This is a genomic window from Keratinibaculum paraultunense (assembly GCF_016767175.1).
GTDB lineage: Bacteria > Bacillota > Clostridia > Tissierellales > Tepidimicrobiaceae > Keratinibaculum > Keratinibaculum paraultunense.
Window position 1 is genome coordinate 251,890 of sequence record NZ_CP068564.1, and the last position, 13,954, is coordinate 265,843.

The following is a 13,954-nucleotide window of genomic DNA, read 5'->3' on the forward strand; positions in this document are numbered from 1 at the left end:
AGTCTATACCTCCTTTTTATCGAGTAGTTTCATAGTGATTAAATTTACACTAATTGTGATTAAAACTAATATACTAGCCATTACAGCAGCTTGTCCATATCCGCCTCTTTGGATATCTTTAAACATTACAACACTGGCAACTACATTTTTTGGGGAAACTAGAAATATAATAGCTCCTACACTAGTCATGCAAGCGGTGAATGTATTTATAAAGCTAGTTAAAAATACTGGTTTTAGTAGTGGCAGTATAATATTTATGATAGTTTGTACTTTGGATGTTCCTAAATCTTTAGCAGCATCTTCTATTCTAGTATCTATGTTAGCAAATGCTGCATTAGCAGCCTTATTAGCTACTGATATATGTCTAAAAGTAGAATTTAATATTACAATAGCGGTAGTACCAGTAAGAAGTAAAGGTTTGTTGTTAAATCCAACTATATATCCTAATCCAAAGAATATGCCTGGTATAATATATGGTAGAGAAGATATAAATTCCATATATTTCATACCTTTTATATTTCTTCTATGAGTATAATAAGATAATAAAATTCCTAATATTGAAGATACTATTCCTGCAATTATGGCAAACACTATAGAACGAATAAACGTTGTTAGATATAAAGATTTTACTTTTTTAATATGATCTAGTGTAAATGTTAAACGGCCTGAAGCATTATTAGATATAGATAATAAAAATATGCTTCCATATTTTAATATGATTATTAAGAAAAAAATTGTAGTTATTAAGCCTAAGATTATATTTAAGCCTGAAGGAAGCTCAAAATGATATTCTGAATTATCAAGTACCTTATTCCCATTAGATTTATTATTAATGTTTTTCATATTTTTTCTATAAAACAAGAAAGCTAAAATAGCTGGAGGAATTAAAAGTACTGACATAGCAGCAGCTTTTCCTAAATCGGCACTAGCAAATATAGTTTTATAAGTCTCTGTAGCTAACATTTTAAATTTCCCACCAATAATAATAGGAGTTCCAAAGTCTGCTAAATTCATGGTAAAGTTTAAAAACAATACTGCTAATATTGTAGGAGATAGTGCTGGTAAAATTATATTTTTTAAAGTATCACTAGGACTTGCTCCTAAATCTCTAGAAGCAAGTAATTGCATCATATCAATAGAATTTAAAGCTGTGATTATCATTATAGTAGATAGTGGAATTTTCCCTAAAGTTTGAAGTAATATAATTCCTTGCCATCCATAAGGATTGACACTTAAACCTAATAGATTATGAGTAATTAATCCTCGTCGACCAAATAGTGCAATTAAAGCTAAAGAGGAAACAAAAGGAGGTGATATCATAGATATCATTAAGGCTTTTAGTATAATATTTTGAAATTTTCTTTTTTGATTAAAAGTGTATAAAGCTATACATAATGAGAAAATTGCAGCTAATATAGAAGATATACTGACTACAAACAAACTGTTTTTAATCAATTTTAAATTATTTTGAGTAAATAAATTTTTATAGTTTTCTAATGTAAAAGTACCTCTATAGAAGAAACTAGTAGATATTACCATAACTATAGGATATAAAATGAATAAAAGTAAACTAATAATAAGCGTCCATAGAATTAATAGGTCTAATATAGAGTCAAAGGAAAGAGTAAATTTTACCCTTTCCTTAATTCCAATTTTATTTATCACCGACTATTTCCTTCCACTTTTTTAAAATTGCTTCTCGTTCGCTACCCATTAATTCTAGGTCAAAGTCGATTAGTTTACTTTTATCCAATTCCTTCATTAACTCAGGAACTTCTACATCATCTCTGGCCATTATTCTAGCATCAGCTTCTCTTAGTATTTCTTGCCCATGTTTGGATAAATACCAATCTACAAACACTTTAGCTGCTTCAAGATTTTTAGTATTTTTAAATATAGCGATTGGTGCTGGTGTCCATGGAATCAAATCTTCTGGATATATAACTGATGTGGGACTTGTTTCTCCAACAGCATAGGTTCCACCAGTTATAGCTACTATGCCTATAGCAAATTCTCCAGCAGCTACTTTCTCTAGAGGTTCACCTCCGCCTTGAGCAAAGAAATCTATATTTTTACTAAGTCTTTCAAAATAGTCCCAAGCCTTTTCTTCTCCCCAAGCTTGTATAAGACCACTAACTATAGCATAATTAGTTCCGGAAATTGCAGGGTCAGCCATGATTACTTCACCTTTATATTTAGGATCAGCTAAATCTTCCCAAGTTTTAGGAGGTTCTAAACCTTTTTCTTCTAATATATCGTTGTTGACTATCCAACCTGCAGGTACTAGTGCCAGTCCTGAAAAATACCCATCTTTATCACAGTATTGAGGATTGATAGCCGATAGTTCAGGTGACTTATATGGTTCTAGATAGCCTAAATCTCGAGCGTTTAAATAACTGTCAACTCCACCACCAAACCAAATATCTGCTTCAGTTTTTCCATCTTCAGCTTGAAGTTTAGCAAGAGCAGATCCTGTAGACATACTTAAAAAATCTACTTTGATGCCAGTTTCTTCAGTAAATTTTTCAAAAGTAGTATCGGCTCCACCATAAGCTACCAATACACTTAAAGTAGTTCCTTCAAAAGGTTTATCGTTAGTTTTTTTTGAAACTTCTGTAGATGTAGTATTATTTTTTTGTGAAATATCATTTTTTTCACAAGCTACAAGTCCAAAAGAAAGGATAAAAATCATAAACAATGCAAATATTCGTTTTTCCATATTTTATCACTCCTCAATTTTTATGATTATACAATATTTTAATCATCAAAAGATAGGTTAGCATTGATAAGATATTGAGTCAAATAAATTAATTTTATGGAACAAAGAGCTATTATAGATAAATTTTATAAGAAAAATAAAAGCTTTGGTTATGACAAGATTAAGATAAAGATTTTATAACAAAGAAATTTGATTGATTTAAAAAATCAATCTGATATAATGAAATAAGGCAAATATTATCAATATTGCAAATAATAACAAAAATATCGACAATTTTTTTATTATAAATTTGTATTTTATTTTTTATATTTATGAATAAATTAAAGGGGGTAATAAAATGGATATTACATTAATTGGAGTTCCAATAATGTATGGTTCTGACAGAGATGGGGTACAATATGGCCCAGACAAGCTAAGGGGAAAAGGTATTATAAGTTTAATAACTCAAAATGACAAAAGATTATATGATTTTGGAAATCTATTTGTGCCATATATACCTCCTTCTGACAAATTTGTTTCTCATAAAAAAATTAAATATTTGGATGCTATAGTAAACACAAATAATAATTTAGCTCATTTAGTTTATAGTTCCTTAACTTCTAAATCTTTTCCATTTATATTGGGTGGAGATCATTCCATTGGATTGGGAAGTATATCAGGTGCTAGTAGGTATTTTAATGATTTGGCAGTAATATGGATAGATGCTCATGGTGATATTAATACCCATGAAACATCACCTTCAGGCAATGCTCATGGTATGCCATTAGCAGCAGCGATGGGGATAGGGGAAGATTCTATGGTAAATGTATACTATAAAGGAGCAAAGGTTAATCCAGATAATGTATATATTGTTGGAGCTCGTGATTTAGACGAAGGTGAAATAGAATTAGCAAAGATACTAAATCTTAATCTTTATACTATGAATAAAGTAAAAGAATTGGGCATTGAAAATGTAGCAGAAGAAATTTTAAACAAGATTATTACCTCTAACGTAAAAGGAGTACATCTAAGTTATGATATAGATGTACTAGATAAATCTATAGTGCCAGGAACTGGTACTCCTGTTGAAAATGGGTTTACCTTAGAAGAAGGTAAACGAGTATTGGAATGTTTTTTAAATACTGGTTTAATAAAATCAATGGATTTTGTAGAATTTAATCCTTTTCTTGATGAAAACGATATCACACTTAATACATGTATTCATTTAATAGATTGGATTTTCAAAGTAATTAAATAATAATTTTTATTAATATTAGATGATATCATTTATTTGATAGGTTTTTAAATATGTAAGTATATATAAGAAAATATTAAAGCAGAAATCTTTTAATAATTAGGATTTCTGCTTTAATAATATAAATTATTATATTTAATTAATTATAATTAATTAAATATAAGGATATTAAAATAGTATATGAGCAGCTATAGATATTATAGGTAATGTTATTAAAGTCCTTTCAATAAATATTATGAATAATTCTCCTAAGGATACAGGAATTCTAGAACCTAATATAACAGCTCCTACTTCAGATAAATAAACTAATTGAGTTACGGAAACTGTAGCTACTACAAATCGTGTCATTTCACTAGGAATAGCAGATCCTATAACTGAAGGTAAAAACATATCTGCAAATCCTACTACCATAGTTCTAGAAGCTTCAACTGCATAAGGGATTTTAAATAATTTTAAAATTGGAATAAAGGGCATCCCTAACCAATCAAATATTGGAGTAGATTCTGCAATAATAAGAGCTATAGTACCAAAAGCCATTATTACAGGTAATACTCCTAGCCACATATCTAAAACGGTCTGAAAGCCATTAATAATAAATTCTTTTATATTACTGCTTTCTTCTGCTCTTTTTACTGCTAAATAAGTACCCCATTGAAAACTTGTAAGTCCTTCTGGAATATCTTCTCCTATATCCATCTTTTTACCAGTATAGTACGTATCTTCTTTTTTAGACAAAGGTGGAATCCTAGGCATTATAATAGCTGCAATTATTCCAGAAATAAGTACTGTCAAATAATAAGGACCAAATAGATGAGTTAGATCAACTGCTTCTAAAACTACTAAGCAAAATGTAATAGATACAACTGAAAAAGTAGTAGCTATAACAGCAGCTTCCCTTGTAGTATAATATCCTTCTTCATACTGTTTATTAGTCAATGCTACACCAATAGTGCCGTCTCCTACAAAGGATGCAATACAATCAATGGATGAGCGACCTGGTAACTTAAATACTGGTCTCATTATAGGAGTAAGTAATGCTCCTACAAATTCTAATAGTCCAAAATCTGTTAAGAAAGGTAATAAAAATCCTGCAAATAGGAAAATAGAAAATAATCCTAATATTAAATCATGAAGTATTAATCCACCAGTATCTCCAGACCAAATCCATTCTGGACCTATTTCTAAATATACTAGAATAGCCAGTATTAATCCAACAATTCTAGTTCCAAGCCAAAAATTAGATACAGAAAATGTGGACTTCAAATATTCGTTATTTTCTATAAAATTAGGTTTGAATAGTTTATAAATTAAAGTCATAATACTGGAAAAAGCTATAACCAATAAAACAATTGTAGGTAAGACAGGTTTTAATAATTCTGTTAGCTTTCCAGCTAACAAAGCAACTACGATGGTTGTTTCTCCTTCATATTTAAAGGGAAACATTAATAAAACAATTCCAATAAGCGAAGGTAGAATAAACTTTAAATAATCAGTAACTGAAAAATTCTTTTCTTCATATGGATTACCCATTTAGTACCTCCCCCTTGTTTGTTTTTACTATATTTTAATCCATTCCTCCTTTCTTTTAAATTTATTAGAGATTTATTAAAATTATAAAATAAAACTTAACAAATGTCAAAATTGTTTTAATTTTCAATACAAATTTTGTGAGATGAACATATGATTTTATAGTATGTTATATTTTAATTTTATCTATTTATGTTTTTTTATTTGTGTAACTAAAATGTAATAATTAAATTATTATATTGACATATTTAAATGGTATAATTAAAAAGAGTAAATTGTATATTGAATGGAGGATAAGAATGAATAAGAAAAACATATTAAATATGGCGATTATGTCATTTATAATTATTTTATTCAATAGTACTTTTTCTTTTGCAATGGTTTCTGATATAGAAAGTCATTGGGCTAAAAAAGAAATTGCTTATTTAATTGAAAGAGGTGATGTACAAGGTTATAATGATGGTACTTTTAAACCTAATAAAAATATAACTAGAGCTGAATTTTTTAAAATGACAAATAATGTGTATGGATTTAAAGAAGTTAGCGAAGTATCTTTTAAAGATGTAAAAAAAGATGATTGGTATTTTGAAGAGGTAGGAAAGGCTATAGCTGCAGGATATATTGGCGGCTATGAAGACGGTACTATAAGACCTAATAAGCCGATAACTAGGGAAGAAGCAGCAAAAATTATAGTTATAGCTTCTGAGCTTAAAGAAAAAATAGAAGATATAGATTTAAATTTTGTAGATAGTCATGAAATAGGAAGTTGGGCTAAGAATTATGTGAAAACAATGAAATCTCAAGGATATATGAAAGGCTATGAAGATGGAACTTTTAGACCTAAGAGGCAAATAACTAGAGGAGAAACTGCTAAAATATTTGCAGATATCATAAAAAATGCGAATGACAATCAAACAGGAGATTTAGATATTAATGATACTTTAGAAATTGCAAATGAAGAAGATATGATTAAACCTGTAGAACCAATAAAAATAATTTCTAAACATGAAGAATTTATAAAATTAGCAAATGAATTGCCTAATCCTAATGATATAAAAGAGATAGTAGCTACAGATAAAATAAAAGTAGAAAATTTACGTAAATTATATAATAGTTTAACTCAAGAGGATATAGAAAAAATATCAAAAAATATAATACATAAATTTGAAGAAGTAGAGGCTAAAATCGAGTCGTTAAAGACTCCAATAAAATTGAAATCTCAAGTAAGTATGGAGCAAGCTCAAGTTTGGGCTATTAGAAAGGGTGCACATAAAAGATTTATAGATATAGCTCCATATTATTGGGAATATGGAAGACTTACAGGGATAAATCCGGAGATATTGTATGCACAAGCAGCAAAAGAGACTAATTTTGGAAGATATACAGGGCAAGTTAAGCCAGAGATGAATAATTGGGCTGGTATTAAAATAGCAGATTCTATAGGAGATAATACTTATGATCATGAAATATTTTCTACCCCAGAGGATGGTGTAAGAGCACATTTTAATCATATTGGATTATATTGTGGGATAGATCCTATAGGGGATCCTCATTCTAGATGGTATAAGACAAAAACTGCATCATGGGCAGGAAACATTCAATATGTAGAGGATTTAGGAGAACGTTGGGCACCACATCCAGACTATGGAATATCCATAATGAGAGATTATGTATCAAATATATATAAAACTTCTTTTTCTTCAATTGAGGATTTAAACATAGCATTGGAATTTAGTCAAAAATTTGACGAATTAGAAGAATATGATGAGAGCATTATAGATGAAGTAATAAAGCAATATAATTTTCTTACAGAAAATCAAAAAGCTTTAATACCTTACAATATTAATGAAAAAATAGATGAAATAAATAAAGTTAATATAAGTAAGAAATAATTTTTTATTTTACTTACCCCTTGCTATATTGAGCACTAAGGAAAATTACATATATTTTGGCTCGGTATGGCAAGGGGCTTTTTATAAACTTAGTCATCTTCTATAGAATCTAAGTCATGGGTTAATATTTCTTCAATTTTTGATTGAATTCTATCTAAATCTAAACCAGCTTCATCTAATATGCTTTTTCTTAACATAGGTCCAATTTGTTCAATATCATCTAATAGGTCTTGTAAAAGTTCTAAAGCTGCAGTAGCTTCCAATACATCTCTAGGAGTTTCAGACATATTGGCTAAAATAGAAGTTTCTGTTCTAGAAGCTATAATAGGTTCATCAAGACCTTCTACATAGACTAAAGTACGTCTTCCAGGTCCCCTATTATCTTCAATAGGAACTAGAGCTACAATTTTATCTGATCTTACAAATTTGCCATAACCTAGTGGGACGATAGTATTTCCACGAATTTCCAACATACCCCACCCCCTCGTTTTTTATTGATATATGTTTACTAATATTATATCATAGACATAATATGATGTATTATACGGAGGTGTAAAAAATGAATGTGACATTTACTCAAAAAGATAAAAATTCCATACTGGAAGATATAAAATCATTAAAAGAGACTGTATGGATAAATGAAAATTATAGTAAATTTAAAGATGTTAAAAAAGATTTGCCTTTATCCTATGAAGATGTATTAGAAGCAGAAAAAAGACTAACTAGATTTCAACCATTTATTAAAAGAGCTTTCCCTGAAACTAAAGATGGTGTTATTGAATCTCCTATAATGAAAATTGATAATATGAAAGAACGGATGGAAAAAGATTTTGGGAAAGAGATTAAAGGAACACTTCTATTAAAAAGGGATGATCTACTTCCTATAGCTGGTTCCATAAAAGCAAGAGGTGGAATATATGAAGTATTAAAACATGCAGAAACATTGGCTATAAATAATAATTTATTATCTATTGATGACGATTATTCTGTATTAGCAGAGGATAAATTTAAAGAATTTTTTTCTAACTATACGATACAAGTAGGTAGTACAGGCAATTTAGGGCTTAGTATTGGAATAATTAGTGCAAAGCTGGGCTTTAAAGTAAAAGTTCATATGTCTCAGGATGCAAAAAAGTGGAAAAAAGATCTTCTTAGAAGTAAAGGTGTTGAAGTGGTGGAATATACATCTGATTATTCAAAAGCAGTAGAAGAAGGAAGAAAAGAATCAGAAAATGATCCTAATAGCTATTTTGTAGATGATGAAAATTCCAAAAACTTGTTTTTAGGATATGCTGTGGGAGGAATAAGGTTAAAGAAACAATTAGATAATATGGGTATAGTGGTAGACAAAGCACATCCTTTATTTGTATATTTACCTTGTGGTGTAGGAGGAGGTCCTGGAGGGATAACTTACGGTTTAAAACTTGTATATGAAGATAATGTCCATTGTTTATTTGCGGAACCTACTCATTCTCCAGCTATGCTATTAGGGTTAATTACAGGATTACATGATAAGGTATCTGTAGAGGATTTTGGATTAGACAATAAGACTGATGCAGACGGATTAGCAGTAGGTCGCCCTTCTTCTTTTGTAGGGAAAATGATGGAAAGACTTTTGATGGGGATATATACTATAGATGATAGTAGATTATATAAATTTTTAAAAGCTTTATACGAAGAAGAAGATATATTTCTAGAACCGTCAGCATTAGCAGGATTTCTAGGACCTATATTATTTGCAAACGAAGATAATGCTACTCATATATGTTGGGCTACAGGAGGAAGTTTAGTTCCTGAATATGTAAGAAAAGAATATTTAAAGAGAGTATAATAAATGTATGTATAAAAGGGGGATATTGATGCTAACATTGATAAAAGGTGGAGAAGTTTATGCACCAAGTTATATGGGCAAGAAGGATATATTATTAGTTGGGAATAAGATTGGATATATAAAGGATGAAATATGTGTTCCAAAGGATTTTGTAGATATAAATATTATAGATGCTAAAGACAAATATGTGGTTCCAGGATTTATAGATTCTCATGTTCATATATGCGGTGGTGGTGGAGAAGGAGGTTTTAAAACTAGGACTCCAGAAATACAATTAACTGATATTACTCTTGGAGGAGTTACTACGGTGATAGGGGTTTTAGGTACAGATGGAACTACTAGAACTATGAGTAATTTAATAGCTAAAGCTAGAGGACTTGAAGAAGAAGGTATTACTACATATGTATATACTGGTTCTTATCAAGTACCTATAAGAACTATTACAGGGAGTATACAGGATGATATTATATTGATAGATAAAATAATTGGTGTAGGAGAAGTAGCTCTTTCTGATCATCGTTCTAGTCAACCAACGGTAGAGGATATAATGAAAATAGCAGCAGAAGCTAGAGTTGGCGGAATATTATCAGATAAGGCAGGAGTAATTAATATTCATATGGGAGATGGGGAAAGGCAATTGGATTTTTTAGAGGAAATAGTTGAAACTACTGAGATACCTATAACTCAATTTTTACCAACTCATATGGGTAGAAATACTAAATTATTTATAAAATCTATTGAATATGCTAAAAAAGGAGGATTTATTGATTTTACTACAAGCTCAAGTAGTGAAGAGAAAAAATCAAGGGATACAAAACCTAGCAGAGCTTTAAAGATATTGTTAGAGGAGGGAGTATCCCCTAAAAACATAACTTTTTCATCAGATGGGCAGGGAAGTTTGCCTAAATTTGATAATGAAAGAAATTTTATAGGTTTAGGCGTAGGAAAGGTAACCTCTTTGTATGAAGAGGTAAGAGATGCTATACTTGATGAAGGGGTTTCTATGGACAAGGCTTTAATGACTATAACCTCTAATCCTGCTAATATATTAAAACTTTATAGGAAAGGGTATATAAAGGAAGGCATGGATAGTGATGTAGTACTTATTGATAAAGATACATTGGAAATAGATACTGTCATAGCTATGGGAAGAGTCATGATATTAGAGGGAGAAATTATAGTTAAAGGTACTTTTGAGTAAATAGATGCTTCTTTGATGTAATGTATGAATAAATATAAAAATGTATATAGGAAGTGATATGCTATGAATAGAGAAGTTAAACTTACAGAAGGTAGTATATCAAGATCTATGATAAAATTAGCTTTACCAATTATAGCTAATTCATTTGTTCAAATGGCTTACAATTTTATGGATATGATTTGGTTAGGAAGAGTAGGAACTAAAGCTGTTGCAGCAGCTGGTACAGCAGGATTTTTCACATGGATTGGAGCTGCTATTTTATTAATTCCGAAAGTAGGGGCAGAAGTAGGGGTTGCTCAATCTTATGGGAAAAATGATATGAAAAAGGTGAAAAACTATATATCTAATACATTACAGCTAAGTATAATATTAGCTTTAGTTTATTCCCTATTTCTTATATATTTTAGGGAAAACCTTATAGGATTTTTTGGTTTGGATGATGTAGAAGTTGTACAGATGGCTATAGATTATCTAGCAATTGTTGCTATTGGAATGGTGTTTTTCTTCATAAATCCAGTTTTTGCAGGAATATTTAATGGTTTTGGCAATAGTTTAACGCCTTTTATAATAAATTCCATTGGATTAGGTTTAAACATAGTTCTAGATCCTATAATGATATTTGGATTAGGACCTTTTCCTGAAATGGGAATTAAAGGTGCAGCATTAGCCACTATAATATCCCAATTTATAGCTACAATAATATTTGTGAAAGTATGTAAAGATAAACCAAATATATTTTCTAATTTAAAAATGTTTAGTATACCTGATGTTCAATTTGTTAAAAGAATTTTTAAATTGGGATTACCTGTGTCTTTACAAGAATTTTTCTTTTCTATTATAGCTTTATTAATAGCTAAGATATTAGCTAAATGGGGTCCAACTCCTATAGCAGTACAGAATGTAGGTTCTCAAATAGAAGCTATATCTTGGATGACGGCAGGGGGATTTTCAACAGCCTTAAGTGCCTTTGTAGGACAAAATTATGGAGCAAAAAAAATAGGCAGAGTAAAAGAAGGCTATAAAAAAACTATGATTATGGTAGGAGTAGTAGGAATATTTGCTACTTGTTTACTTATATTTGGTGCAACACCAATATTTAGCTTATTTATACCTGAAGATGCAGAAGCCATAAAAGAGGGAACTATATATTTGAGGATTTTAGGAGTTTCTCAATTCTTTATGTGTATAGAAATAGCAACAGCAGGAGCATTTTATGGATTAGGGAAAAGCATACCTCCTGCTATTGTAGGAATTCTATGTAATCTATTTCGGATTCCTTGTTCTTTAATTTTATCCAACTATACATCGTTGGGATTAAAGGGTATATGGTGGAGTATTAGTATAAGTAGTATTCTTAAAGGCGTAATACTTACTATATGGTTTGTAATTGTGGTTAAAAGGGATCCAGAATTAAATGATTCATAATTTTAAATCTGAGGTGATAACATGGGAAAGGAATATTTAAAGGAAAAGGTCTGTAATTATATTGATGAAAAACAAAAAGAAATAATTCATATTGGGGAAACTATATTTGATAATCCAGAACTAGGCTTTAAAGAAATAAAAACAGCACAATTAATAAAAAAGACTTTTATGAGAATGAATATTGCATATGAGGATAATATTGCAATAACTGGTATAAAAGCAACAGTAAAAGGGAAGAAGCAAGGTCCCAAAGTAGCAATTATTGGAGAACTAGATGCAGTGAAGACTCCTGAACATCCAAGGGCAGATAAACTTACAGGTGCAGCTCATTCATGTGGACATAATGCCCAATTGGCTTCAATGATAGGGGCAGCATATGGTTTAGTATCAACTAATATTATAGACGAATTAGCAGGACAAGTTTGTTTTATAGCTGCACCCGCAGAAGAATTTGTTGAATTAGAATATAGAAAAAAACTAAAAGAAGAAGGGAAAATCCAATTTTTTAGCGGGAAACAAGAGTTAATAAGGATAGGAGTTTTTGATGATATTGATATAGCTATGATGGTTCATTCCCATGCAAATACAAAAGAAAGAAAAGTATTTTTAAATGGTAGTAGTACTGGATTTATTGCAAAAGAAATTAGATATATAGGGAAAGCAGCTCACGCAGGAGGTAATCCTTATGATGGAGTAAATGCACTAAATGCAGCTATAGTAGCAATTACTGCTATAAATGCACAAAGAGAAACTTTTCGAGATGAAGATGGAATTAGAGTCCATCCTATAATTACTAAAGGTGGAGATCTTGTAAATGTAGTTCCATCAGATGTTCGTTTAGAAACTTATGTTAGAGGGAAAAATTCTTCTTCTATCCTAAAAGCAAACGGAAAAGTTGATAGATCATTTAAAGCAGGGGCTTATGCTATTGGAGCAAAGGTAAAGATACTGGATATACCAGGATATTTGCCTTTATTTCAAGATACAAATCTTTCAAATATATTTGAGCAAAATGTATCTAATTTGGTTGAATACGAAAATATTATAAAAGGAGTAGATATGATAGGTTCTACAGATATTGGTGATCTTAGTCATATTATTCCTGTTATTCAACCTACTATGGGAGGATATGAGGGCTCTGCTCATGGTGCTGATTTTAAAATATATGATCCTTATATGGCTTATATAATTCCAGCAAAGGCAATGGCAATGACTGTTATTGATTTATTATATGAAGATGGGAAAATAGGGAAAGATATTATAAAAAATTTTAAACCAAAATTGACCAAACAAGAATATTTGAGATTATTAAATAATATAGGGGTGTAAAATTTGTAATATGTTTTAGAAATGTATTTTTATTTACAGTTATTAAATTTGCATATATTTAAAATTGATTATTAATAGGGGTAAAATATTTACCCCTATTTTATTGCTAGGTCAATACAACATTTTGCCAATATAGTCAGTGGATCAAAATATTGTTTGCTCGTTTTTATTTTTTCAAATAGAAATGATAACTCTGTACATCCTACAATTATTGGTATTTCTTTATTTGTCATATACTTATTAATTAATGATTCAAATTCTTTTAAAGTTACATTAAAATTTGAAGATTTTATTCCATATATCCATTTCATGATGATCTTTTTATCTTTGTCATTAGGAGTTAATATATTTAAACCAGAAGAATTAAAGGCTTTATCATATATTTTTGCTTGGTAGGTTCCTTCTGTAGCCAGGAGTAAATAATCTTTATTTCCTGAATTATTTGCTTTAAGAAAGTTTACTGTTTCGTATATCATATTTAATATTTTTACTTTAGTATATTTCACTATATCATCATAAAAATAATGAGCTGTATTGCATGGTATTGCAATATAATCTACACCCATTGATTCTAGCCTTATAGCTGATCTTATTAATTCGATTCTTGGATCTTTTCCTTTTCCTAATATATATTCTGTTCTGTCAGGGATATTTGTGTTATTGTCTATGATGATATGTAAATGATCTTGATCTTTTTCTGCAGGAGTTAATTCTATAATTTTTTTAAAGAATTCACAAGTAGCAAGAGGTCCCATACCGCCTAATATTCCTAAAATCATATTTATAACCTCTTTTC

11 protein-coding genes are annotated in these 13,954 nt (G+C 29.8%); 6 read left to right on the plus strand and 5 right to left on the minus strand.

Going from position 1 to position 13,954, the window contains the following annotated elements; translation table 11 throughout:
• Positions 1-3: 3 nt before the first annotated feature.
• Positions 4-1,665 carry an ABC transporter permease gene (locus tag JL105_RS01170; RefSeq protein WP_132025541.1) on the minus strand — a complete coding sequence of 554 codons (1,662 nt, stop codon included), beginning with the start codon at positions 1,663-1,665 and terminating at the stop codon, positions 4-6.
• Positions 1,655-2,719: an ABC transporter substrate-binding protein gene (locus JL105_RS01175; protein WP_132025539.1), complete on the minus strand. Its 1,065-nt coding sequence runs from the start codon at positions 2,717-2,719 to the stop codon at positions 1,655-1,657. The genes JL105_RS01170 and JL105_RS01175 overlap by 11 nt, the downstream gene beginning before the upstream one ends.
• A 337-nt stretch (positions 2,720-3,056) precedes the next feature.
• Between JL105_RS01175 and rocF the strand changes: the two genes are divergently transcribed.
• Positions 3,057-3,956 (plus strand): arginase, encoded by a 900-nt coding sequence (gene rocF, locus JL105_RS01180; RefSeq protein WP_132025537.1) that lies wholly within the window; start codon positions 3,057-3,059, stop codon positions 3,954-3,956.
• 165 nt (positions 3,957-4,121) lie between these two features.
• On the opposite strand, the gene JL105_RS01185 is transcribed toward rocF, so the two are convergent.
• Positions 4,122-5,483: a YjiH family protein gene (locus tag JL105_RS01185; RefSeq protein WP_132025535.1), complete on the minus strand. Its 1,362-nt coding sequence runs from the start codon at positions 5,481-5,483 to the stop codon at positions 4,122-4,124.
• Between the two features lie 296 nt (positions 5,484-5,779).
• On the opposite strand from JL105_RS01185, the gene JL105_RS01190 reads away from it, so the two are divergent.
• Entirely contained in the window at positions 5,780-7,372 is a 1,593-nt protein-coding gene (locus JL105_RS01190; RefSeq protein ID WP_132025533.1) for an S-layer homology domain-containing protein, read from the plus strand.
• 89 nt (positions 7,373-7,461) lie between these two features.
• Here JL105_RS01190 and JL105_RS01195 read toward each other — a convergent pair whose 3' ends face one another.
• On the minus strand, positions 7,462-7,845 hold the full coding sequence (locus JL105_RS01195) for a hypothetical protein (protein ID WP_237722288.1): 384 nt from the start codon (positions 7,843-7,845) through the stop codon (positions 7,462-7,464).
• A gap of 86 nt (positions 7,846-7,931) precedes the next feature.
• Between JL105_RS01195 and JL105_RS01200 the strand changes: the two genes are divergently transcribed.
• The 4 genes from JL105_RS01200 (at position 7,932) to JL105_RS01215 (ending at position 13,158) form a co-directional block, all read left to right on the plus strand.
• Complete coding sequence (locus tag JL105_RS01200) at positions 7,932-9,203, plus strand: D-serine ammonia-lyase (protein ID WP_132025531.1); 1,272 nt, start codon at positions 7,932-7,934, stop codon at positions 9,201-9,203.
• A 28-nt stretch (positions 9,204-9,231) separates the two neighbouring features.
• Positions 9,232-10,404 carry a beta-aspartyl-peptidase gene (gene iadA, locus JL105_RS01205; protein WP_132025529.1) on the plus strand — a complete coding sequence of 391 codons (1,173 nt, stop codon included), beginning with the start codon at positions 9,232-9,234 and terminating at the stop codon, positions 10,402-10,404.
• 63 nt (positions 10,405-10,467) lie between these two features.
• Complete coding sequence (locus tag JL105_RS01210; protein WP_132025527.1) at positions 10,468-11,829, plus strand: MATE family efflux transporter; 1,362 nt, start codon at positions 10,468-10,470, stop codon at positions 11,827-11,829.
• Positions 11,830-11,850: 21 nt separating this feature from the next.
• Complete coding sequence (locus tag JL105_RS01215) at positions 11,851-13,158, plus strand: amidohydrolase (protein ID WP_132025525.1); 1,308 nt, start codon at positions 11,851-11,853, stop codon at positions 13,156-13,158.
• 95 nt (positions 13,159-13,253) lie between these two features.
• Here the strand turns inward: JL105_RS01215 and cuyB are convergent, their stop codons facing one another.
• The gene (gene cuyB, locus JL105_RS01220; RefSeq protein ID WP_132025523.1) at positions 13,254-13,937 is read right to left on the minus strand and encodes a cysteate racemase; all 684 of its coding nucleotides are present in this window, start codon (positions 13,935-13,937) and stop codon (positions 13,254-13,256) included.
• Between the last annotated feature and the right edge of the window lie 17 nt (positions 13,938-13,954).